Origin of the sequence: Ruegeria arenilitoris (assembly GCF_013031355.1) — a bacterium.
Classification (GTDB): Bacteria; Pseudomonadota; Alphaproteobacteria; order Rhodobacterales; family Rhodobacteraceae; genus Ruegeria; species Ruegeria arenilitoris_C.
In genome coordinates, this window is the sequence record NZ_WPZO01000001.1 from 586,645 (window position 1) to 609,053 (window position 22,409).

Annotated in this window: 19 protein-coding genes; 14 read left to right on the forward strand and 5 right to left on the reverse strand. The window is 59.2% G+C overall.

Translation table 11 applies throughout. The features are described 5' to 3' along the window. The first annotated feature begins 94 nt into the window (after nucleotides 1-94). The 8 genes from GOX63_RS02905 (at nucleotide 95) to GOX63_RS02940 (ending at nucleotide 8,539) form a co-directional block, all read left to right on the forward strand. On the forward strand, nucleotides 95-1,180 hold the full coding sequence (locus GOX63_RS02905) for an AI-2E family transporter (RefSeq protein WP_170324997.1): 1,086 nt from the start codon (nucleotides 95-97) through the stop codon (nucleotides 1,178-1,180). A 3-nt stretch (nucleotides 1,181-1,183) separates the two neighbouring features. After that, nucleotides 1,184-2,293: an acetoin utilization protein AcuC gene (locus tag GOX63_RS02910; RefSeq protein ID WP_170324998.1), complete on the forward strand. Its 1,110-nt coding sequence runs from the start codon at nucleotides 1,184-1,186 to the stop codon at nucleotides 2,291-2,293. 117 nt (nucleotides 2,294-2,410) lie between these two features. After that, nucleotides 2,411-3,388, forward strand: a complete 978-nt coding sequence (locus tag GOX63_RS02915) for an AAA family ATPase (protein ID WP_170324999.1) — start codon at nucleotides 2,411-2,413, stop codon at nucleotides 3,386-3,388. Between the two features lie 19 nt (nucleotides 3,389-3,407). Beyond that, the gene (locus GOX63_RS02920) at nucleotides 3,408-4,355 is read left to right on the forward strand and encodes a DUF58 domain-containing protein (RefSeq protein WP_170325000.1); all 948 of its coding nucleotides are present in this window, start codon (nucleotides 3,408-3,410) and stop codon (nucleotides 4,353-4,355) included. Further along, complete coding sequence (locus tag GOX63_RS02925) at nucleotides 4,352-4,828, forward strand: DUF4381 domain-containing protein (RefSeq protein WP_170325001.1); 477 nt, start codon at nucleotides 4,352-4,354, stop codon at nucleotides 4,826-4,828. The genes GOX63_RS02920 and GOX63_RS02925 overlap by 4 nt, the downstream gene beginning before the upstream one ends. Next, entirely contained in the window at nucleotides 4,825-5,808 is a 984-nt protein-coding gene (locus GOX63_RS02930; protein WP_170325003.1) for a VWA domain-containing protein, read from the forward strand. The genes GOX63_RS02925 and GOX63_RS02930 overlap by 4 nt, the downstream gene beginning before the upstream one ends. Next, the gene (locus GOX63_RS02935; RefSeq protein ID WP_170544722.1) at nucleotides 5,805-7,310 is read left to right on the forward strand and encodes a VWA domain-containing protein; all 1,506 of its coding nucleotides are present in this window, start codon (nucleotides 5,805-5,807) and stop codon (nucleotides 7,308-7,310) included. Before GOX63_RS02930 ends, GOX63_RS02935 begins: the two co-directional genes overlap by 4 nt. Further along, nucleotides 7,307-8,539 carry a BatD family protein gene (locus GOX63_RS02940; RefSeq protein WP_170544725.1) on the forward strand — a complete coding sequence of 411 codons (1,233 nt, stop codon included), beginning with the start codon at nucleotides 7,307-7,309 and terminating at the stop codon, nucleotides 8,537-8,539. Before GOX63_RS02935 ends, GOX63_RS02940 begins: the two co-directional genes overlap by 4 nt. A 2-nt stretch (nucleotides 8,540-8,541) precedes the next feature. On the opposite strand, the gene GOX63_RS02945 is transcribed toward GOX63_RS02940, so the two are convergent. Beyond that, entirely contained in the window at nucleotides 8,542-9,222 is a 681-nt protein-coding gene (locus GOX63_RS02945; protein WP_170325006.1) for a Crp/Fnr family transcriptional regulator, read from the reverse strand. Between the two features lie 200 nt (nucleotides 9,223-9,422). Between GOX63_RS02945 and GOX63_RS02950 the strand changes: the two genes are divergently transcribed. From GOX63_RS02950 to cls, 3 genes are all read left to right on the forward strand, one after another. After that, the gene (locus tag GOX63_RS02950) at nucleotides 9,423-11,033 is read left to right on the forward strand and encodes an arylsulfatase (protein ID WP_217356178.1); all 1,611 of its coding nucleotides are present in this window, start codon (nucleotides 9,423-9,425) and stop codon (nucleotides 11,031-11,033) included. A gap of 68 nt (nucleotides 11,034-11,101) precedes the next feature. Further along, nucleotides 11,102-12,076, forward strand: coding sequence for an HAD family hydrolase (locus tag GOX63_RS02955; protein WP_170325007.1), 975 nt, complete (start codon nucleotides 11,102-11,104; stop codon nucleotides 12,074-12,076). A gap of 23 nt (nucleotides 12,077-12,099) precedes the next feature. Next, complete coding sequence (gene cls, locus GOX63_RS02960; protein WP_170325008.1) at nucleotides 12,100-13,512, forward strand: cardiolipin synthase; 1,413 nt, start codon at nucleotides 12,100-12,102, stop codon at nucleotides 13,510-13,512. On the opposite strand, the gene GOX63_RS02965 is transcribed toward cls, so the two are convergent. After that, nucleotides 13,509-13,943 (reverse strand): ion channel, encoded by a 435-nt coding sequence (locus tag GOX63_RS02965; protein WP_170325010.1) that lies wholly within the window; start codon nucleotides 13,941-13,943, stop codon nucleotides 13,509-13,511. The genes cls and GOX63_RS02965 overlap by 4 nt on opposite strands. Before the next feature lie 158 nt (nucleotides 13,944-14,101). Here GOX63_RS02965 and GOX63_RS02970 point away from each other — a divergent pair, with 158 nt between their 5' ends. Genes GOX63_RS02970 through GOX63_RS02980 form a run of 3 tightly spaced genes read left to right on the forward strand, consistent with a single transcriptional unit; the run spans nucleotide 14,102 to nucleotide 18,190 of the window. Next, nucleotides 14,102-14,749: an ABC transporter ATP-binding protein gene (locus GOX63_RS02970; RefSeq protein ID WP_170325012.1), complete on the forward strand. Its 648-nt coding sequence runs from the start codon at nucleotides 14,102-14,104 to the stop codon at nucleotides 14,747-14,749. Further along, nucleotides 14,746-17,160: an ABC transporter permease gene (locus GOX63_RS02975; RefSeq protein WP_170544728.1), complete on the forward strand. Its 2,415-nt coding sequence runs from the start codon at nucleotides 14,746-14,748 to the stop codon at nucleotides 17,158-17,160. Before GOX63_RS02970 ends, GOX63_RS02975 begins: the two co-directional genes overlap by 4 nt. Continuing rightward, on the forward strand, nucleotides 17,150-18,190 hold the full coding sequence (locus tag GOX63_RS02980; protein ID WP_170544731.1) for a lipocalin-like domain-containing protein: 1,041 nt from the start codon (nucleotides 17,150-17,152) through the stop codon (nucleotides 18,188-18,190). Before GOX63_RS02975 ends, GOX63_RS02980 begins: the two co-directional genes overlap by 11 nt. 2 nt (nucleotides 18,191-18,192) lie before the next feature. On the opposite strand, the gene GOX63_RS02985 is transcribed toward GOX63_RS02980, so the two are convergent. The 3 genes from GOX63_RS02985 to GOX63_RS02995 form a co-directional block, all read right to left on the reverse strand. Beyond that, the gene (locus GOX63_RS02985; RefSeq protein WP_170325016.1) at nucleotides 18,193-18,624 is read right to left on the reverse strand and encodes a universal stress protein; all 432 of its coding nucleotides are present in this window, start codon (nucleotides 18,622-18,624) and stop codon (nucleotides 18,193-18,195) included. Next, complete coding sequence (locus tag GOX63_RS02990; RefSeq protein ID WP_170325017.1) at nucleotides 18,621-21,230, reverse strand: TRAP transporter permease; 2,610 nt, start codon at nucleotides 21,228-21,230, stop codon at nucleotides 18,621-18,623. The genes GOX63_RS02985 and GOX63_RS02990 overlap by 4 nt, the downstream gene beginning before the upstream one ends. A 102-nt stretch (nucleotides 21,231-21,332) precedes the next feature. Continuing rightward, nucleotides 21,333-22,301 carry a TAXI family TRAP transporter solute-binding subunit gene (locus GOX63_RS02995; protein ID WP_170325018.1) on the reverse strand — a complete coding sequence of 323 codons (969 nt, stop codon included), beginning with the start codon at nucleotides 22,299-22,301 and terminating at the stop codon, nucleotides 21,333-21,335. Nucleotides 22,302-22,409: the final 108 nt, after the last annotated feature.

A 22,409-nucleotide genomic window follows, 5' to 3' on the forward strand; every position in this document is an offset into this window, starting at 1 on the left:
CAAATAATCTCTGACAAACATTTGGGCGCATTGCATAATCCGGCCTTGCTGTGCAGGATCGGACACAAGCGCAATTCTCAGGATGAGCCAAGTCATGACACCGGACCAAGACCAAACCGCGAGACCGACAAAGCTCAAGCTGTCCGTTGTTCGGGATGTGTCGATTGTAACGACCCTTGTGGTGCTGGGTTTGTACGCCGGTTCTGCATTTCTGATCCCGTTGACGATGGCCCTGCTGATCAACGTCCTGATCATCGCGCTCAGCGATCGGATCATCGCCCTGACCCGCATGCCGGTCTGGCTGGCCAATGTCGCGGGTGTCACTGTGGTTTTGGCCGGTTTGTTCGTGATCATGTATATTCTGGGCAGCCAGGCGACCCAATTTGCCCGCACGATCGGCACCTATGAGAACCAGTTCGACGAAGCGGTCAACCGCGTCACTGGGCTGGTGGGCAATGACGTGACCAAGTTTATCCGCGACAACCTGATCAACATCGACATGTCCTATGTCGCGCGCGTCCTTCTGGGTAGCGCCACGTCATTGCTGAACCAGTTCTTTCTGATCAGCCTTTACGTCGCCTTCCTGATGGCCGAACGGCTGGCCTTTCGCAAAAAAATCCAACTGGCCGCCGGTGACCCGAAAACCGGGATAGAGTTCGCCTCGATCCTGGATGCTATCACGTTCAGCCTGCAACGCTATGTGGGGGTGAAAACCCTGATCAGCCTGATCACGGCGGGCATCAGCTACTCGGTGTTCAAGCTGCTGGGCCTGGAATTTGCCGAGACCTGGGCCGTGCTGACCTTTGCACTGAATTTCATCCCGTCCATCGGGTCCATCATCGCGGTGATCTTTCCGTCAATGATTGCATTGGTTCAGTTCGACAGCATCGGCCCGTTCCTGATCATCGTGCTGGGCTGCGGCACCATTCAATTCGTGATCGGCAATTTTTTGGATCCCGCCCTGCTAGGCCGTTCGCTGAACATGTCCACCTTTCTGGTTATTCTGGCGCTGATGTTCTGGACCACAATCTGGGGCCTGATCGGCGCCTTCCTCAGCGTCCCGCTGACTGTCTGCATCCTGATCGTGTTCAGCCATATTCCCGCGCTGCGCCCTGTTGCAATCCTGATGTCGCTTGATGGCAGGCTGGGCGAAGAGAACTCTCCGCGTACCGCAGGTTAGACGATGCAACGCCCGCTGTTCATCGGCTCGGAAATCTATCGCAACTCGACCTATGGCTCGAAGCATCCATTGGCCATTCCGCGCGTCTCCACCGTCATTGATCTGTGCCGGGCGCAGGTGTGGCTGTCGCCCTCGAACTATCGCGTCAGCCCCTGCGCGAAACCCTCGGCGCTGACCGCGTTTCACACGCCTGACTATATCGCTGCCCTGCAACAGGCCGAGCGGGATCAGGCCGTGTCCGACGAGGTACGGCAGAAATACGCGCTGGGCACCCTGTCAAACCCCGTCTTCCCTGAAATGTACCGGCGCCCAGCCACCGCTGCCGGAGGGTCGATGTTGGCGGCCGAACTGATTCGGGATGGCGGCATCGTCTTCAGCCCCGCAGGGGGCACGCATCACGGGCTGGCGAACCGGGCAAACGGGTTCTGTTATCTGAACGACCCGGTTCTGGCGATCCTGTCCCTGCTGAACGCGGGTCTTGATCGCATCGTCTATGTCGATATCGACGCCCACCACTGTGACGGCGTCGAAGCGGCCTTTTGCGGGTCAACGAAGGTTCGAATGATCTCGGTTCACGAAGGGGCCCGCTGGCCCTTCAGTGGCACTTTGAACGACGATGCGGGTGGGGCGGCGTTTAACCTGCCAGTTGCCCGCAACCTCAATGATGATGAGTTTCTTGCCATCCTCGATCAGCTGATACTGCCGGCGACGGCGTCTTTTGACCCTCAGGCCATCGTATTGCAATGCGGCGCGGATGCGGTGGCCGAGGACCCCTTGTCGCGGCTGACCCTGTCCAACAATGCCCATTGGCGCACGGTTGCCAGTTTGCGCGACATGGCCCCTCGTCTTCTGGTTCTGGGCGGCGGAGGCTACAATCCGTGGTCCGTCGCACGGCTTTGGAGCGGGGTTTGGGCAACCCTGAACGGGATCGCCATACCTGACCTACTGAACAACGAGGCGCGATCCATACTCAGCGATCTGACATGGAACCGTGCAGCCGGGAAACAACCGCCGCGTCACTGGCTCGAAACGCTACGCGACGCCCCAAACCACGGTGAAATTCGCCCCCAGCTACGCGCCGATCTGCAACATATCGCGGAACGGATTTCATAGTGGATCGGATGCTGTAAGGCTGCTAACGTCCGGCCATTACTGCACATTCCAGCTCAACTCGCCTCGGCGTGATCAGCCATGTCTTTCCCGACGTCCGGCCACGATTGGACCAAATTAATGAATGCACTTAATCAGATACATGATCTTAAGGCCCGCATGGGGCAGGCAATTATTGGCCAGACCGAGGTGATTGACCGGCTGCTCATCGGTCTTCTGGCAAACGGCAACCTTCTGATCGAAGGCCTGCCCGGACTGGCGAAAACCCGCGCCGTCAAAGCCATGGCGCGCAATCTGGATGCCCGTTTCAGCCGGATACAGTTCACACCCGACCTGTTGCCCTCAGACGTGACAGGTACCGAAGTATTCCAGCAAACTGATGACGGCGGCACCTTCCGGTTCGACCCCGGCCCGATCTTTGCAAACCTCGTTCTGGCGGATGAGATCAACCGCGCCCCGGCCAAAGTGCAGGCCGCGTTGTTGGAAGCGATGGAAGAGCGGCAGGTCACCGTCTCGGGCACCACGCACAAAATGGAACCGCTGTTCATTGTGATGGCGACCCAGAACCCGATCGAGCAGGAGGGCACCTACCCCTTGCCAGAGGCACAAATGGACCGGTTTCTGATGCATGTGCAGATCACCTATCCCCCGGTCGAGGACGAAGTTGAAGTGATCCGTCTGGTGCGCGGTGAAGACATCGCCGCAGGGTCCGGATCAACCGGCGAGATACCGGCACCAATCCCACAGGATGCTGTGTTTCAGGCACGGGCGGAAATCGGGCAGATCCACGTGTCCGACGCCATGGACAGGTATATGGCCGACCTCGTGCAAGCGACCAGAACACCCGAGAAGTACAGCGAAGAGCTTGCCGGTTGGATCGAAATCGGCGCTAGCCCGCGCGCATCGCTGGCATTGGACAAATGTGGGCGCGCGCACGCATGGATGAACCAGCGCGACTACGTCGACCCCGCCGATATTCGCGCCATCGCGCATGACGTCTTTCGCCACCGCATCACGCTCAGTTTCGAGGCACAGGGCAACGCTAAAACGGCGGACGATGTGATCGCGGAAATCCTGCGCCTCGTCGCGTTGCCCTGACTGAACAGAAAGAGAGCCCGTGGCCCAAACCGCCACATACCCCGACGACCCGCGCATCCATGTAGATGCGGACCATCTGTTACGACTGGGCGTCCGGTCGCGCGCAATCAGTTTGTTGCCGCGGCAACCAGCGCGCTCGATCCTCAACGGTCGCCACGCGTCGCGCCTGCGTGGGCGTGGTTTGAACTTCGAAGAACTACGCACCTATCTGCCCGGCGATGACATCCGCACAATCGACTGGAAGGTGACCGCCCGTACCGGAAAACCGCATGTTAGGGTCTATACCGAGGAACGGGACCGCCCTGCCCTCTTGCTGGTCGATCAGCGCGTTTCGATGTTTTTCGGAACCGAGGTTTACATGAAATCAGTCATCGCGGCCGAAGCTGCCGCGATCGCCGCCCATCGCGTTCTGGGCCAAGGCGACCGCGTGGGCGGGATTGTCTTTGGCGACACTGATCTGGCCGAGCATCGCCCCCAACGCCGCCCCGCTGCACTGAAACGCTTCCTGTCTTCAGTCGCGGCGCTGAATTGCAACTTGAACGCAACGCTGCGGCCCGAGCCGACCGTTTCGCTGAACGACGTTCTGAAACAGGCCGCCCGGATCGCACATACCAACGCGCTGATATGCGTGTTTTCGGACTTTGACGGCCTGGATGAGGCCTCGGAAAGCCTGCTGAGAAGATTGGCGCAATCCAACGATCTGATCTTGTTCAACATTTCCGACCCCAGTTCGCGTGACCTGAGCCCGGAGCTGCGCGCCACCGTCTCGGATGGGGACGCTCAAATCGAACTCGACAGCTCGGATCCGGAATTGCCGGAACGCATCAGGGCGGCGCTGGAGGACAGGTTGGCGCAGCTGCGAGAGTGGTCGCGCCGCTATGGCTTTCCAATTGTGCCGCTGACCACCGCAGAACCGGCCCTGGATCAATTGCTTCGGCAATTCGGCCATCGCGGAGGACAAAGATGAGCGTCGATGTCGAAGGCAAATCCCTTGTCGAGCTGCTGGACATGCTCGAACCCGCACCGACGCCCGCGCCGATACCAATGACGCCGCAGACATGGGGCTGGGCTGTGTTGGTGTTGCTTCTGGCTGCGGTGGTCGTATGCGCCGTTTACCTGTACCGGCGGCACCGAAGATCGAATGCGTACCGTCGTACCGCGTTGGCTGATTTGCAAGCTGCCGGTGGTGATGTCGCCAAGATTGCGGAAATCCTGCGACGTACCGCACTAGCCGCTTTTCCGCGTGATCAGGTGGCCAGCCTTCACGGCCCGGAATGGATTACATTTCTCAAGCAATCCGCTGATAAGACTTCGATTTCTTCATCTGATGCGCAAGCCCTTGTTGACGCCCCATACAGGTCCAGCCCTCCCAATCCGAAGGTCGCCAATTTCGCGCGAGACTGGATTAGGACCCACAAAGCTCCGAGGAGGCAGCAATGATCTCTTTTGCAGCGCCTTGGGTCTTTCTTCTTCTGCCACTGCCCTTGCTGGTCTATCGGCTTGCACCACCTCACCGGGAGAAATCCAGTTCGATCCGCATCCCCTTCTTCCGCCATGTCGCCAAGGCAGCAGGTATTGAACCCAAATCGGGATCGGTCATCGCGCACAGGCCGATGCTGCAAACCGCTGTGGTCACTCTCATCTGGCTGATGTTGGTGGCAGCTTTGGCGCGCCCGGAAAAACTGTCAGACCCGATCGTGATCGAAAAATCCGCCCGAGACGTGGTGTTGGCGCTCGATATTTCAGGATCGATGGATCAGCGTGATTTCCAATCCACCGACGGCACGCCCAAACAACGGCTGGAGGCGGTCAAAGACGTGATGCGCAGGTTCATTGCCGAACGTCAGGGCGACCGGATGGCGTTGATCATCTTTGGCACCCGGGCCTTTGTCCAAGCACCGTTCACAGAAGACCTCAATAGTTTGAATGGGTTCCTGGACCAAACTCAAGTTGGAATGGCAGGCCCCAACACTGCATTGGGTGACGCTATCGGCTTGGGTATCCGCACTTTTGACGCAAGCGAAGTGGATCAGCGCCTGATGATCGTTCTCAGCGACGGCGCAGATACGTCCAGCCGCATGACGCCCACCAACGCGTCCGCCATTGCGGCTGACAAAGGCGTCGTCATCTACACCATCGGTGTTGGCGATCCCAATGCGTCGGGCGAGGATCGTGTAGACCTAGACGCCTTGAAAGCCATCGCGGATCGGACTGGCGGGGAATACTTCTTTGCCAATGACGAGGCCGCGCTGGCCCAGACCTACCAGCGCATTGATGAGCAAAACCCTAGAATAGTTGAAACCCAAAGCTACCGACCGCAGGAAAGTCTCGCACACTATCCGTTGTTGGCCGCCCTGTTGCTTATGTTGGGCAGCGCCGCTGGGTTGCACTTCGCACAGCGTCGAAGGAGCCTCCCATGATCGACGCGTTGACAGAATTTCATTTTTTAAGAGCGGCTTATCTGCTTTTCCTGATACCGATTGCAGGTCTTTGGTGGGTGGCTCGCCCAAAACGCTCGGGACAGACTGATCTGCCATTTGGTGTTGCTCCGCACCTTGCTGCGGCCTTGCGGTTGGACAGTGAGGACAAGCGGCACATCTATCCCATTGACGTGGCCATGATCGCCGCCGTGCTGGTCACCATTGCCGCTGCGGGGCCAACGTGGTCGCGCGCGCAGAACCCGCTTGTGGCGGATACGGCCCCGCTGGTCATCGCCCTGAAGGTCACCGAGAGCATGGAGAACGCCGACCTGCCCCCGTCGCGGTTGGAGCGTGCAAAGTTCAAGATTACCGACCTGATCAACGCCCGCGCTGGCGCGCGAACGGCGCTGATCGCTTATGCCGGTTCACCGCACCGCGTGGCCCCGCTGACCGAGGACGCGAATATCCTGCGCCCGCTGCTTGAGGGGCTGACCCCGGCAGTGATGCCCAAGCAAGGGGATGCCGCCGGTGATGCCCTGACGCTCGCGCAAAGCATATTGGATGAAAGCGACACACCAGGGGCTGTCCTGTTTGTTCTGGATGATATCGACCCATCACAGCTGACCAAGTTTCAGAACGCTTCGACTCAGGTTTTCTTTCTGACCATGCTTCCCAACGGGAATGGGATTGTTCAACTGAATAATCTGAAGAACGCCGCCGTGGTTCCGTTTTCAAATGATGACCGGGATATCGCGCGACTACAGCGGCAAATTCAGACGGCATATGTGGATGCGTTGGATGACGACGATCGTCTGGACTGGAAGGATCGGGGTTGGATCCTGGCTTGGCCTGCAGCGCTGCTGTCGCTGCTCTGGTTCCGGCGGGGCTGGGTGATCCGCTGGGCCCTGCTGGGGCTGTTTCTGATACAGCCCGCAGGCCCCGCCACTGCAGAAGGTTGGCGAGATTGGTTCCTGACACCGGATCAGCAGGGCCAGATCGCAATGAACCAGAAACGCTACGCGGACGCCGCAGAGCTGTTTGAGGACCCCTATCACGAAGGCTACGCGAGGCTGAGGGCTGGCCAGTACCCGGAAGCCGCAGCCATCTTTGCCGAATTGAACACGCCAGAGGCCGCTTTTGCCGAAGGCATGGCGCGCATTCGTAATCGCGAATACCGGCCCGCCATTTCGGCCTTTGGAACGGCATTGGACCGCCGTCCGAACTGGCCGGAAGCCCAGCATAACCTTGAAGTTGCCACAGCCATTCTGAACTATGTCGAAACCACGCGGGAACAATCCGATACCGGCGAAGAATCTGGCATCGGAGCGGATGACACCGTGTTCGACAACGAAGCCGCACGCGGGGAAAACACGACCATTCAGGCCCAGACCGAAGATGCTAAACCCCTGTCAGCGGATCAATGGATCAGCGCGATTGATACGGATATGCAGGACTTTTTACGCAACCGGTTTCGCCTGGAAAATCAGGAGCAGGAACAATGAGATATTTAGCCTTCCTCATGTTCTCGCTGTTTCCGTGCGCGGTATTCGCGCAAACCTCGAACTCACCGCAACCGCAGGTCACGGTGCAGCCGCCAAGTGAGGACGTGATCGTCGGGCAACCGGCCATCCTGCGCATAAAGGTTCTGGTGCCGACCTTCATGCCGTCTCCTCCGATCTTTCCCGCACTTGAACAGGAAAACCTTCTGGTGCGCCTGCCCGAGCGCGCTTCGGGGCCTGTCAGCGAGTCCGTGAACGGCGCGACATGGTCCGGCGTTCAGCGGAGCTATCGCATCTACCCTCTGGCGCCGGGCGCGATTGAGTTTGACGCTCAGGACATGACGGTCACGTTTGCGGACCCGGAAACAAACAGCCCGACCCAGGTTTCCGTTTCGCTGCCGCCGATCAAAATCAACGCCGTGGTCCCGGATGGTGCGCGAGACCTAAGCCCTCTGATTATCGCGACGGGCTTTGAACTGGAGCAGGAGGTAGAAGGCCCAACCGAAATGCAGGCAGGCGATGCGGTCACCCGGCGGCTGACAGCACGCATTTGGGGCACGAGCCCGATCATGATCCCGCAGTTAATCCAGAATAATCAGGACCCTCTGCTACGCCCTTATCCCAAAGAGGCACGGTTCACCGAAACCGAGGATCGCGGCATTCTGTCGGGCCAACGTATTGATGAAACTGTTTACCTGGCCCAGGACGGCGGTGAAACTCAGCTGCCGCCGGTTTCTCTGCAGTGGTTCAACCTGACAACGAACGCCGTAGAAACCGTTGACGTCGAAGCCGTGGAACTGAAGCTGGCTGCGCCCAAACCCGAACTTCCGTCCGCATATACATTGATCAGGTACTTTGTGTGGGTCGCCGCAACACTGGTGGCCGTCTGGACCCTTATGCGGTGGATGACACCGCGATATCGCAGTTGGAAGGCGGCGCGTGAACAGGCATACCGCGCGTCCCCGGAATTCGCCCTCGCGCAACTGCGCCGTGCACTGCATGACCAAGACCTTTCGGCCGCATATTCTGCGCTTGAGACTTGGAAGCGGCGCTGTGACGACCCCCAAGGGTATCACGGCCTTGAAGCATGTTTGAGCAAGATTGGCTCAACGCGGTATAGCGCTGATAACACGAAAAAAACGCCTGATTGGCCTGGTGCAATTTCCGCCTTGAACGAACTTGTGGCTGCACCGAAAAACCGTGCCCGATCCCTTCCGCCGCTGAATCCCTGACCTCAGGTCTGGCAACTGGCGATCAGCGCCTGTCGGTCCTTCAGCCGAACGCGACCATACCCGAGTTCGATCAAATCCGTGTCAGCTAGCCGGTGCAAGATGCGGTGCAGCGTGGGCAGCGACACGGCGATCATCTCAGCCAAATCGTCCTGGGACACGTCAATCCAACCTTCGGATTCAGATGCGCCCTCATCCAGGTGAAGCAGCCGCAACACCAACCTTTTTTCACTGCCAGTCACGGCCAGATTGGCCATTATTCGAAGCGCTGTCTGCATGTTTTCCTGGGTCAACGCATAAAAGTCGCGAACGTAATTCGGATTGTCCCGAACCAATTTGGAAATCCGCGAGTGCGGAAAAAACAGCGTTTGCGTCTCTTGCGTGGCGACAACACTGATCAGTCGGGGGGTGTCGGCAAAAAGTGCCAAATCTCCAATCCAGAAACCGGCACCCTCGCGGTGCAGCACAAACTCCTGCCCGTCATCCGCCGGCGCTGTGATCTGAACACCACCGCTAAGGACGGCGAAAATTCCGTTTGCCGGGTCTCCGTGATGGTACAGAGTTTCCCACGGCTCAAAGGACTTTGCAGCCCCGCAGGCCAGCAAGCCGCGACGAAACGCGTCCGAGCGTTTGCTGAACCACCCGGCCTTCTGCAAGAGCTTAATATTATTCGCTTTGTCAAACATTAGAATTTTTCAATACCATCATATGATGAGTTTTCAATCCAGCAAATCGCCTAATCTGATCGCGTTCGATTCCCGGAAGGGTGATGCTTTGCCGTTCAGAATTCGACCATTTTTTACAGACCGTTTTGGCTGATTTCGCCAGCCGCCGAACACAGACACACCTCCGGGCCATAAAGACCCTTTCAGATCAGGAGCATACCATGTCACCACCACGTTCGATTGCAAACAGGTGGCGCACCGAATTGCGTCGCATTGCTGTGGCAACTGTCGCCGTTGCGTTGGCACTTCCAGCCTGGGCGCAGGACCAGAAACCCAACATCCTGGTCATCTGGGGTGACGATGTCGGTCAGTCCAATATCTCGGCCTACACGATGGGTCTTATGGGCTATCAGACGCCGAACATCGACCGCGTCGCCAAGGAAGGCATGATTTTCACCGACTACTATGGCGAACAATCCTGTACCGCTGGCCGCTCGTCCTACATCATGGGTCAATCGGTGTTTCGGACCGGCCTGTCCAAGGTTGGTCTGCCGGGCGCTGATCTGGGGATGCAGGTTGAGGACCCGACAATCGCGGGCCTTCTGAAGGACCATGGCTATGTCACCGGTCAGTTCGGCAAGAACCACCTAGGCGACAAGGATGAACATCTTCCGACAAACCACGGTTTTGACGAATTTTTCGGGAATCTATACCACCTGAACGCCGAGGAAGAGCCTGAAAACGAGGATTATCCCGGCGATGCTGTTCTGGCCGACGGGCGCACCTTCCGCGAGGCTTATGGCCCACGCGGTGTCATCAAGTCCAAGGCCGACGGCACCATCGAGGATACCGGCCCCCTGACCCGTAAGCGCATGGAGACCGTGGACGAAGAGACCGTTGCGGCTGCCATCGACTTCATCAAGCGTGCCCACGAACAAGGCCAACCTTTCTATGTTTGGTGGAATGGCACTCGGATGCACTTCCGTACCCACGTGAAGGATGAGATGCGCGCGCAGGCCAACGACATCGCAGGCCGCGTGACCGATGAATACACCGCAGGCATGATTGAACATGACCTTCATGTGGGTCAGTTGTTGGACCTGCTGGATGAGCTTGGCATCGCCGACAACACGATCGTCCACTATTCCACCGACAACGGACCGCACATGAACACATGGCCGGACGCCGCCATGACACCGTTCTGGAGTGAGAAGAACACCAACTGGGAAGGTGGTTGGCGCGTTCCGTCGATGGTACGCTGGCCCGGACAGATCGAGGCCGGTTCGGTTACCAACGAGATCGTGCACCATATGGACTGGCTGCCGACTTATCTTGCCGTCGCCGGTGATCCGGACATCAAGGAAAAGCTGAAGGCGGGCTACAGCTCGTCCGGTATGGGCCGTGACTACAAGGTGCATCTGGATGGCTACAATATCCTGCCCCTGCTGACCGGCGAAACCGCGGAAAGCCCACGCCGTGAGATTTTCTATTTCTCGGACGACGGTGACCTGACCGCGCTGCGCTTTGACGATTGGAAACTGATCTTCCTCGAGCAAAAGGCATGGGCCACCCTGCGTGCCTGGATGGAACCCTGGACCGAACTGCGCATTCCGCTGATCGTGAATCTGCGTCGCGATCCCTATGAGCGTGCCTACCGGACGTCCAACACCTACTACGACTGGTTGTTGGATCGGGCCTATTTCCTGGTGCCTGCCCAACAATATGTCGGCGGCTTCCTGGAGACCTTCCAGGAGTTCCCGCCACGACAGAAGGCCGCCAGCTTCAACCTGGATCAGGTGATGGAGAAACTGTCCACACCGGCCAACAACTAACCCCTCAGCAAATGAAGGGCCGCCCGTCAAACGGCGGCCTTTTTCCGATTCAAATAGGGAAATTTCAAATGAGGAATGCTGCTCTTTCGGTCGCTGTTTTCATGATACCGGCGGCTTTGTTTGCCGACCCACTGCCCAGTTGGGGCACGTCCGCGTCCAAAGACAGGATCATCGAGTTTGTTGAGGCTGTAACCGACCCGAACGGTGTCGATTACGTAACCCCGGCCGAGCGGGTTGCGGTGTTCGACAATGACGGCACGCTATGGGCCGAGCAGCCTGTCTATTTTCAACTGACCTTCGCATTGGATCGCCTTGCCGAACTGGCTGAGGCGGACCCCTCGATCCTGACTACGCCGACACTGGAAGCTGCGGCAAAGGGTGATTTGCAAGCCGTTGCCGAGGGCGGTCACGATGCCTTGATCGAGGTCCTGAACACCACGCATTCCGGCGCCAGTGTCGAAGAATTCCAGTCGACAGTCGCCGAGTGGCTGGACACCGCGCGCCACCCCGATACCGGTTTGACTTACGATCAGATGACATATCAGCCGATGGTGGAACTGCTGCGCTATCTCAGGGATGAAGGGTTCAGCACCTATATCGTCTCGGGCGGTGGCCTGCATTTTATGCGCGTATTTGCCGAGGATGCCTATGGCATTCCGCCCGAGCAGGTTCTGGGGACTTATGCCGATACGACCTATGAAACGGCCAATGGTTCGCCGGTTATCACCAAGGCCCCGGGCATCGCCTTTATCGATGACAAAGAGGGCAAGCCCGTCAACATCGAACGTACAATCGGCAGACGCCCCATTCTGGCCGTCGGTAACTCGGACGGTGACTTCGCCATGCTGGAATGGACCACCGCCGGCGATGGTCCGCGTCTGGGCGTCCTGATCCACCACACCGATGCCGAACGCGAATGGGCTTATGACCGCGAAAGCCCGATTGGGAAGCTGGTCGATGGGTTGGACAAAGGCCCCGGCTTGGGATGGGTCATTGTTGATATGGCGAATGATTGGAATCGCATCTACACTGGGGGTGAATAAGGCACTCAGAGACCGATAACCCCATGTGGACACTTCTAGTTTCCGCGTTCGTCTTTTTTCTATACGTGACGGCCGCGGTGTTTTCGATACGGGCGGCCCAGACCGCCCGCACGCCACAAGGGGCCGTCGGATGGGTGGTCCTTTTGATCTCAGCCCCGTTTGTCGGCGTGCCACTATATCTGTTTCTGGGGCACCACCGGTTCCGCGGTTATCGTATTGCTCGCAAGCACAGCGAGCGAGTCGTTGAAGGCATCAAGACCTTTGCGGATTTCTCGAAACCCGACCCGGACTCGATGCCCATCAACCCCCGCCCGTTCGAAGTGCTAGCGCATCTGCCTGTCTCGCGCGGGAACGGGGCCGAGTTACTGATTGATGGGCAAGCGACGTTCGACGCCATTTTTAAAGCCATCGATGCGGCGCGGAATTATGTCCTGATCCAGTTCTACATCGTCCGGGATGATGCGCTTGGCAAACAGCTCAAGGAAAAGCTGATTGCCGCCACCAAACGCGGTGTGTCGGTACGGTTTATGACGGATGCTGTGGGCAGCTATGGCTTGCCAACAGCCTATCTGGATGAATTGCGCGCCGCCGGGATTGAGATCGCCAACCCGCGGGACCGTCGCGGGCCGCAATACCGCTTTCAGTTAAATTACCGCAATCACCGCAAGACCGTGATCATCGATGGGGAAACAGGATTCATCGGCGGGCATAATGTTGGTGTCGAATACTTGGGGCAAGACGCGTATTTCGGCCACTGGCGCGACACACATATCCAGATGACCGGCCATATCGTCCGGCAATTGCAGTTGATTTTCACCGAAGACTGGCACTGGGCCCATGAAGAGGACCTGATCGAACAGCTGGACTGGGCCGGATCGGAATCCGAGCAGGACATGAACGCCCTGATCGTTGCGACCGGCCCGGGCGATGACACGGAAACCGGCGCAATGATGTTCTTTGCCGCCATCACCGAAGCGAAAGAGAGGCTGTGGATCGCCTCTCCCTATTTCGTGCCGGATATCGACATCATGACCGCCCTGCAACACGCCGCCTTGCGTGGTGTGGACGTGCGTATTCTCGTGCCGGACGTGATCGACCACCGCCTACCCTGGCTGGCTGCGTTTGCCTATTTCGATGAGGTCACGGATTGCGGCGCGCGGGTGTTCCGCTACACCGATGGCTTCATGCACCAGAAGGCCTTTGTAGTCGACGACACGCTGGCGGCCGTGGGAACCACCAATCTGGACAACCGCTCTTTCCGTCTGAACTTTGAGGCAATGGCCTTGTTCTTTGATCCAAAAGCGGCGCAAGCGGTGGACGAAATGCTGCGGGCCGATTTCGAAAAAAGTTATGAGCTGACCAAGAAACTGCCCGACCAACCGGCATTTATCAGATTTGGGTCGCCCCTTGCGCGGCTGTTCGCGCCGATCCTTTAGGACATCAGTTCTTCTTTGAAAACCTGTGTCATCAGCGCGACCATAAAGGCCGTGGATAACCCGAAGGCCAACAAGCCCGTAACCGAGGCAAAAGCCCCGAAAATGCGCAGTGGTTCCCCCAAAACGATGTCGCCGTAGCCCAAGGTCGTGAATGTCACCAGCGAGAAATACAGAGCCGAGTTCCAGTCGGGCAGCACGTCCCCAAACACCCAGACAACCGCCCAAAGCCAGACCTGAAACGTGTGGATGGCCACGATAAAGAAAAGCGCGATACAGATCGGAGCCGCAATCGAAACGAACCTTTTGCTGTTTTCCAAGCGCAGGGACGCAACCCGTACAACCTGCGTGCACCACGTCAGAAGGATAATCTCGATCAGAAAGCAGATGCCCAGATAGATACTGCCCCAAAGGATCTGCTGCGTTAACGTCATCAATTCGCTTATCTTGTTCCGGCCTGAAGAAGTTCCACCACAATGGCGACTTAACCTGCAAAGGACAAGGCTGCGGCGAATGGAAACGAATGCGGCTGGGTGCTGGACTCTGGCGAGCAGCAGCGCACATTGTTTCTGGCACAGTCCGAGGTATTTGCATGTTGCTGACGATCGACAGGGTCCAAAAATCCTATCCGGGTGGGCGCCCCGTTTTGCGGGACGTGTCACTGACCCTCGATCAGGGTCAGACACTGGCTCTGACAGGAGAAAGCGGCAGCGGCAAAAGCACGCTTCTCAATCTGGCGGCGGCATTGGACAGTTTCGACGGCGGAGAGATCACGCTGAGCGGCACCGCCCTGTCGCCGCTAGATGACGCGGGGCGCGCCACGCTGCGACGCCAATGCGTTTCGCTGGTGTTTCAGCAATTCAACCTGATCCCCTCGCTGACAGTCGCGCAGAATCTAACGTTTCACGCCCGGCTGGCAGGCCGCGAGGATGCAGACTGGACGGGACAACTGGCCGAACGGCTGGGCCTGTCCGACCTGCTGACGCGCTTCCCCGAAAGCCTTTCGGGTGGGCAGCAACAGCGCGTCGCCATCGGGCGCGCTATGGCTGCGCGGCCGAAGCTGCTGCTGGCGGATGAACCTACAGGCAATCTGGACGAAACCGCCAGCGCCACTGTGCTGGACCTGATGCTGGCGCTGGTGGCCGATACCGGGGCCGCCCTGCTGTTGGTCACTCATTCGCAGAGCATCGCCGGGCGGCTGGACCGGCACGCGCATCTGGCCGGCGGTCACATCGCATGACCGGCGCGGTCATACAGGCTCTGTTTTCGCATTGGCGGCGTCACAAGCTGCAACTGGCCACCTTGCTGATCGGAATTGCCTTGGCCACAGGGCTCTGGTCCGCCGTGCAGGCCATCAACGCCGAGGCGCGCGCCAGCTATCAGCGCGCCAGCGATCAGCTTGCGCTGGGTCTGTACGACGAATTGCGCGACCCGTCCGGCACGATCCCAATTGCACGCTACGTCACGCTGCGCCGCGCCGGGTGGCAAGTGGCGGCGGTTCTTGAAGGCCCCCTGCGCCTGAACGGGCGCACGGTGCAGGTGATGGGCGTCGATATGGTGGCCTATCCCGCCCTGCCCGCCGTAACGCAGATCGAACAATCCGAAACACCCCCTGATCCAGCCGACATGCTGACCGCGCCCGGTCATCTCCTGACATCCCCCGAACTGGCCGAGGTGCTGAAGGCACTAGACGGTCTTCCTCCGATCCTGCAATCAAACGCAGTTCCACCTGACCTGATCCTCACCGATATCGGCGTCGCCGAGACCCTGCTGGAGAAACCCGGTCGGATCTCCCGCCTATTGGTGCTGCCCGAACAACCGCGCGGCATCCCTCGGCTGTCAGACATCGCGCCCGAACTGGAGCGCGTTGAGGCCTCCTCCCGGCTGGATGCGGCGCAACTGACGGACAGTTTTCACCTGAACCTGACGGCCTTTGGCCTGCTGTCCTTTGCCGTTGGGCTCTTCATTGTTCATGGCACCGTCGGGCTGGCCTTTGCCCAGCGGCGCGCGATGATCCGCACCTTGCGAGCGCTGGGCGTGTCGATGCGGCGGTTGGTCTGGATGATCATGGCCGAACTGACCCTGCTGGCCCTGATCGGCGGCCTATTGGGATTGGTGCTCGGGTTCTTACTGGCCGGAGCCTTGCTGCCCGACGTTGCCGCCACCCTGCGAGGGCTATACGGCGCACCGGTCGACGGGCAGATGACCCTGCAACCGCAATGGGTTCTGGCCGGTCTGGCGATGGCCTTTGCAGGCACACTACTGGCCAGCGGTCAGGCCCTGTTTCGCCTTTCCCGAATGCCCTTGCTGACAGGGGCTGGCTTGCAGTCCTGGCGAGGCGCGGAAAACGGTCACCGCACCACCGGGTTGATCGGTTTGATCCTGATCGCAGGCGGTTTTGTCGTTGGGTACGCATTCGAGGGACTGATCGCTGGCTTTGCGATGGTGGGCGGCATCCTGACGGGGGCCGCTCTGATCTTGCCCTATCTGCTTTCGCTTGCCCTGTCGGCCTTCCAGCGCAGCGCAAGCAGGCCAGTCGCGCAGTGGGTTTGGGCCGATATGCAAGCGCAGCTGCCCGGCCTGTCCTTGGCATTGATGGCGCTTCTGCTGGCGCTGGCGGCGAATATCGGCGTTGGCACCATGGTATCCAGCTTTCGGCTGACCTTCACCGGCTGGCTCGATCAACGCCTGACCTCCGAACTTTATGTAACCGCCGCGGACAATCGGCAAGGCCAGCAGATCGCACAGTGGCTGGACCCGCAGGCGGACGCGGTTCTACCGATCCGCAGCATTGAACTGGCGCACAAAACGGGGCCGTTGTTTCTGTATGGGATCGTAGACCATCAAACCTACCGCGATCACTGGCCGATCATCGCATCCTCAGATGGCGTGTGGGACCGCCTTCATGCGGGCAAGGCCGTGCTGATCAACGAACAACTCGCCCGTCGTTCGGACCTGTGGCCCGGAGACGCGCTAACCCTCAAAGAGGGTCATACCTTGACCATTGCGGGCGTCTATTCGGATTACGGAAACCCGACCGGTCAGGCCATCGTGTCGATGCCACAACTGGACCGGATCGCACCGGGCGCAGACACGCGCCGGTTCGGTATCCGTCTAGACCCCGAACGGGCAACCGAGATGGCGCAAGCCCTGCGGGACCAGTTTGACTTGCCACGTCAGGCGGTCGTACAGCAAGCGGCGATGAAAGCGCAGTCTCTGGCGATCTTTGAGAAGACCTTTGTGGTGACTTCGGCGCTGAACGTTCTGACGCTCGGCGTTGCTGGCTTTGCCATCCTGACCAGTCTGCTGACATTGTGGACCCAACGCTTGCCGCAAATTGCTCCGGTCTGGGCGCTGGGGCTGACACGGGCTCAACTGGCACGGTTGGAACTGTTGCGCAGCGTGCTGTTGGCCGCGCTGACGGCAGTGCTGGCCCTGCCATTGGGGTTGGTTCTGGCCTGGGCCCTGCTGGCAGTGATCAACGTGCAAGCCTTTGGTTGGCGGCTACCGATGTATCTGTTCCCATTGGACTGGGCTTATCTTTTCGCACTGACTTTGCTGGCCGCCTTTGTCGCTGCCGCCCTACCCGCGCTGCGTTTGCTTCGACTACCACCTGCCGATTTGCTGAGGGTGTTTGCCAATGAACGTTAAGATCTGGCTATATATCCTGTTCTTGCTGCTCCCTTCTGCCTTACGCGCGCAGGGCTATGGCGGGCTGGGCGGCTCAGCCGAAGGGTTTGACATCCCGCAACCTGGTTACCAGTTCGAGTTCCCCCGCGATCACGGCCCACATCCCGGGTTTCGGATCGAATGGTGGTACCTGACCGCAAACCTGACCGGCGAAGACGGGCGCGATTACGGTATTCAATGGACCTTGTTCCGATCAGCCCTGAAACCGCTAGAGGCGGAAGGGTGGCAGAGCCCGCAACTCTGGATGGGTCACGCTGCCGTCACAACGCCTGAAACACATTACTTCGCAGAACGCCTGTCACGCGGCGGGATCGGTCAGGCCGGTGTAACAGCCGCCCCCTTCGAGGCCTGGGTCGACGAATGGCACATGCGAGGAGCGGACCCCAGTTCGGTGGCCCTGTCGGCCAGTGGCGCCGAGTTTGCCTATGACCTGACTCTCACCGCCCAAGGCCCGTTGGTGTTTCACGGAGACGCCGGATACTCGGTCAAATCCAGCGACGGTCAAGCGAGTTACTATTATTCTCAGCCCTTCTACACGGTCGAAGGCGTGCTGCACCTGCCCGATCGCGATGTTGCGGTCACCGGTCAGGGCTGGTTGGATCGCGAGTGGTCCTCGCAACCATTGGCGGCAGATCAGAGTGGTTGGGATTGGTTTTCGCTCAGCTTTGATGACGGAGACAAGTTGATGGCTTTCCGCCTGCGCGGCGGACGCGGAGATTTCACGGCGGCCACATGGATCTCGCCGGACGGAACGACGACACCCCTGCCGGATGGATCCGTATCCTTTACGCCGCTGGACACCGCGCGTGTGGCGGACCGGGACGTCCCCGTCCAATGGCACGTTACCCTGCCCGACCAGAATTTGGACGTCGAGGTTTCGGCCATCACTCCCAGCGCGTGGATGGGCACAAGATTCGAATATTGGGAAGGCCCCGTAACCGTATCCGGCAGCCACCAAGGGCGCGGATACCTTGAGATGACGGGGTACTGACCTTAGCGCACGACGTAGACCGAAACGGTCGAGTGTCGTACAACTCGCGCGGCGTTCGGCCCCAACAGATAGTCTTTGAGATCGGGTTTGTGCGCGCCGATCACGATCAGATCACTGCCGGCGCTTTCGGCAGTTTTCAGGATCTCTTGATAAGCGGTACCGGTGGCGACGACATGGCGGATCTTTTCGTTCCGCTCCGCCCCAAGGGTTGAAATGCAAAGCTCGGACAATTTGGCCTGCGCCTCTTCCAATGCTTTTTCGTGGAAATCGGGTTGGAAAAACCCGGACACCCAGCTTTCGCCGAAATCGGGCAGAACGGTCACCACATCCAGTTGCGCGCTGTCCTGATCGGCCAAGGCCGCCGCAGTTTTCAGTACATTCACGTCAAGGTCACCGTTACTGATGTCGACGGCGCATAGAACAGAGTTTGTCATGCGGGCACCTCTTGTCTGGCGGCACGGCCACGTTGCAGGAATGCGATCAGACCCAGCAGGATCAGCGCGGGGATATACATTAGTTGCTTCGGAGGCTGGCTGGACGGCAGGCTGACCGAGGTCAGGCGAACCGCCTCATCCCCGTAATAATCGAACATGTCCAGCTCATCCGCGACGGGCGTGCCGAACATCGGCTCCTCAAGCTTGATCAACCCGTCTTCTTCCATCAGCAGAAGGCCCATCGCATCGACGCGGGCTTCACCGCCCTCTTCGTTGCCGACGGTGACAACAACCGTGGTGTCCGTCATTTCGAGCGTGTCGAAATCCGGGCCGCTGACGACCAGACGCACTTCGGACCCCGGTGGTGTCTGTCCGATGGTTTCCACAAACGCCGCTGGCTCAACCGAGGCATAAGGCGGCGCGATGCGGTCCATGAAATAGTCGGGCCGGAACAAGGCGAAAGCAACAGCGATCAACGCGATGCTTTCGTAGATACGGCTATGGGTCAGGAAATACCCCATTGTTCCTGCAGTGAAGACAAGGATCGCTATTGTTGCGAATATAGCAACAGTAATACCCTCAACCCAGGTGACATCAATCAGCAGCAGGTCAGTGTTGAAGATGAACACAAACGGCAGAGCAACTGTGCGAAGGCTGTAGAAGAACGCCGTGAAGCCGGTCTTGATCGCATCGCCGCCCGATACAGCGGCAGCGGCGAAACTGGCCAGGCCCACCGGTGGCGTCACATCTGCCATGATCCCGAAGTAGAAGACGAACAGGTGCACGGCAATCAACGGCACGATAAGTCCGCTCTGCGCTCCAAGTTCGACAACCACACCAGCCATCAGCGAGCTGACGACGATATAGTTCGCCGTGGTCGGCAGCCCCATGCCGAGGATCAGGCTGAGCAAGCCAACCATCACCAGCATCAGGATCAGGTTGCCACCCGACAGGAACTCGACCAGATCGGCCATCACCTGCCCGACCCCGGTCAGGGTTACGGTGCCCACGATCACACCCGCCGTGGCCGTGGCCAGGGCGATCCCGATCATGTTGCGCGCGCCATCGATCAGGCCCTGCCACAGGTCGGCAACACCGTCGATGAAGTTGTCCTTCAGGTTGCTTTGACCGCGGAACAGCGCCTTGAGCGGCTTTTGCGTCAGCAGGATCACGAACAGCAGCGCCGTCGCCCAAAAGGCCGACAGACCCGGCGATTTCTGTTCGATCATCAGGAAGTAGACCAGAACGATGATCGGCAGCAGGTAGTGCAGACCGGCCTTGTAGATCTCTGCGATAACCGGCAGCTCGACCTCTTTGGCGTTTGGATCGTCGGGCTCCAGATCTGGCACTTGCGCAGCCAGATACAGCAGCACCACGTAGACCGCACAAACGATCAGGCTCAGGATCAGGCCAGCAGAGGACGGAGCCCAGCTGGTGACCGCCTCGACCGGGAACTGAGATCCATAGCAAAGACCAGCGAACACAAGGAAGAAGGACAGCATCCCGACCACGGTGCGCGCCAGATGAACCTCGCGATTGCCGAGCGTCGGCATGTTCCGCTTCACGGCTTCGAGGTGCACAATATAGACCAACGCGATGTAGGAAATCGCTGCTGGCAGGAAGGCGTGGGTGATCACCTCGACATAGGAGATGCCCACATATTCGACCATCAGGAAGGCCGCAGCGCCCATGACCGGCGGCATGATCTGACCGTTCACCGATGAAGCGACCTCGACCGAACCGGCCTGCTCACTGCTGAAGCCGACGCGCTTCATCAAAGGAATGGTGAAGGTCCCGGTGGTCACCACGTTGGCAATCGAAGAACCCGAGATCAGACCGGTCGCCGCCGAACCCACAACGGCCGCCTTGGCCGGACCACCGCGCAGGTGACCCAAGGCACCAAAGGCCATCTTGATGAAGTAATTCCCTGCCCCGGCCTTATCCAGCAATGCACCGAACAGAACGAACAGGAACACGAATTTCGTCGAGACCCCCAAGGCGATGCCAAACACGCCCTCGGACGTGATCCACATATGGCTCATGGCCTTTTTCAGGCTTGCGCCTTTCCAGCGGATAACCTCGGGCACCCATTCCGAGGAACCGAAGAAGACATAAGCCAGGAAGATCGTCGCGATGATCGCCATCGCCGGGCCAAGCGCGCGACGCGCGGCCTCAAACAACAACAGCAAACCACCCAGCGCGACCCATTTGTCGGTGTCGTCCGCCAGACCGCCCGCATTCACGATCTTGTCGTAGAAGAAATACCCGTAAAGCGCCACAAACGCGCCAAGCGCTCCCATGACCCAGTCCTGTACGGGGATGTAATCCCGCGGGCTGGAGCGCAGCGCCGGATAGGCTGCAAAGGCCAGGAACATCGCAAAGGCCAGATGGATCTGGCGCGAGTTGTTCACAACGCTGCCCGGCAGCACAACGTTTGAAATCGGCGAGGCCAGAAGCACCTGAAACACTGACCAGAGCGCCGCCACAACGGCCAAGAAAATCCCGACATTACCGACCGGGTTGCGCCCGCCCGCATCGGATGAGGCTACAAGCTCCTGCAGCTCTTCTTCGGATAGCGGTCGGTTGGATTGTGTGTCGGAACTCATAAAGATGTCTCCCCGTCATGCGGCCATTTTGGCCTTATCACCGCCCGTTCGAACCGGGCTTGGGTGGCAGGGTGCCCTTAGGCACCCTGCATCAGGTCTGGCTTACTGAATCCAGCCTTTTTCTTTGTAGTACTTCTCGGCACCCGGATGCAGCGGTGCCGACAGGCCGTCTGCGATCATTTCTTCCGGTTTCAGGTTGGCAAATGCCGGGTGCAGCTTTTTGAAGTCGTCGAAGTTTTCGAAGACCGAGCTGACAACCGCATAAACCGCGTCTTCCGACACGTCCGCCGAAGTCACAAAGGTCGCGCCCACACCGAAGGTGGTGGTGTCGCCGTCGGACCCACGATACATGCCGCCCGGAATGGTCGCGGTACGGTAGTACGAGTTGCCGTCGATCAGGCCGTTAATCGCGTCACCAGTCACATTCACCAGAACCGAGTCGCACGCGGTGGTGGCTTCCTGGATGGAACCCGACGGGTGACCCACAGTGTAGATCATTGCGTCGATCTGGTTGTCGCACAGCGCAGCCGACTGTTCAGCTGCTTTCAGCTCGGACGCCAGCTCAAAGTCGTCGATGGTCCAGCCCATTGCTTCCAGCACAACGTCCATGGTGCCGCGCTGACCGGAACCCGGGTTACCGATGTTCACGCGCTTGCCTTTGAGGTCCTCAAAGCTGCTGATGCCGGAATCGGCACGAGCAACCACAGTGAACGGCTCGGGGTGCACCGAGAATACGGCGCGCAGGTTTTCGAACGGGCCGGCCTCTTCGAATTTCGAGGTTCCGTTATACGCGTGGTACTGCCAGTCGGACTGCGCCACACCGAACTCCAGCTCGCCTTCGCGGATGGTGTTGATGTTATAGACCGAACCGCCGGTCGACTCGACCGAGCAGCGAACGCCGTGCTCTTTACGGCCCTTGTTGACCAGGCGGCAGATCGCGCCACCGGTCGGGTAATATACACCGGTCACACCGCCGGTGCCGATGGTGATGAATTCTTCTGCATATGCGGCAGGAGCCATAAGGGCCGCGGTAACCACCGCGCCGAGGCTGAGCTTGCTGCTGTTTTTCATTTTTGAGAACTCCCAATTCTTATGGTGGATGGGAAACCGCCCGGCGGCCCCCCTCCAGGGACTTCGCCGACTAAGGCAAGCGCAAGCCCGTTGCAACCGGTGCAAGCG

Coding starts and splice junctions, on each gene's coding strand:
- GOX63_RS02905 (WP_170324997.1), top strand. CDS start 95: ATGACACCGGACCAAGACCAAACCGCGAGACCGACAAAGCTCAAGCTG.
- GOX63_RS02910 (WP_170324998.1), top strand. CDS start 1,184: ATGCAACGCCCGCTGTTCATCGGCTCGGAAATCTATCGCAACTCGACC.
- GOX63_RS02915 (WP_170324999.1), top strand. CDS start 2,411: ATGAATGCACTTAATCAGATACATGATCTTAAGGCCCGCATGGGGCAG.
- GOX63_RS02925 (WP_170325001.1), top strand. CDS start 4,352: ATGAGCGTCGATGTCGAAGGCAAATCCCTTGTCGAGCTGCTGGACATG.
- GOX63_RS02930 (WP_170325003.1), top strand. CDS start 4,825: ATGATCTCTTTTGCAGCGCCTTGGGTCTTTCTTCTTCTGCCACTGCCC.
- GOX63_RS02935 (WP_170544722.1), top strand. CDS start 5,805: ATGATCGACGCGTTGACAGAATTTCATTTTTTAAGAGCGGCTTATCTG.
- GOX63_RS02940 (WP_170544725.1), top strand. CDS start 7,307: ATGAGATATTTAGCCTTCCTCATGTTCTCGCTGTTTCCGTGCGCGGTA.
- GOX63_RS02945 (WP_170325006.1), bottom strand. CDS start 9,222: ATGTTTGACAAAGCGAATAATATTAAGCTCTTGCAGAAGGCCGGGTGG.
- GOX63_RS02950 (WP_217356178.1), top strand. CDS start 9,423: ATGTCACCACCACGTTCGATTGCAAACAGGTGGCGCACCGAATTGCGT.
- GOX63_RS02955 (WP_170325007.1), top strand. CDS start 11,102: ATGAGGAATGCTGCTCTTTCGGTCGCTGTTTTCATGATACCGGCGGCT.
- cls (WP_170325008.1), top strand. CDS start 12,100: ATGTGGACACTTCTAGTTTCCGCGTTCGTCTTTTTTCTATACGTGACG.
- GOX63_RS02965 (WP_170325010.1), bottom strand. CDS start 13,943: ATGACGTTAACGCAGCAGATCCTTTGGGGCAGTATCTATCTGGGCATC.
- GOX63_RS02970 (WP_170325012.1), top strand. CDS start 14,102: ATGTTGCTGACGATCGACAGGGTCCAAAAATCCTATCCGGGTGGGCGC.
- GOX63_RS02975 (WP_170544728.1), top strand. CDS start 14,746: ATGACCGGCGCGGTCATACAGGCTCTGTTTTCGCATTGGCGGCGTCAC.
- GOX63_RS02980 (WP_170544731.1), top strand. CDS start 17,150: ATGAACGTTAAGATCTGGCTATATATCCTGTTCTTGCTGCTCCCTTCT.
- GOX63_RS02985 (WP_170325016.1), bottom strand. CDS start 18,624: ATGACAAACTCTGTTCTATGCGCCGTCGACATCAGTAACGGTGACCTT.
- GOX63_RS02990 (WP_170325017.1), bottom strand. CDS start 21,230: ATGAGTTCCGACACACAATCCAACCGACCGCTATCCGAAGAAGAGCTG.
- GOX63_RS02995 (WP_170325018.1), bottom strand. CDS start 22,301: ATGAAAAACAGCAGCAAGCTCAGCCTCGGCGCGGTGGTTACCGCGGCC.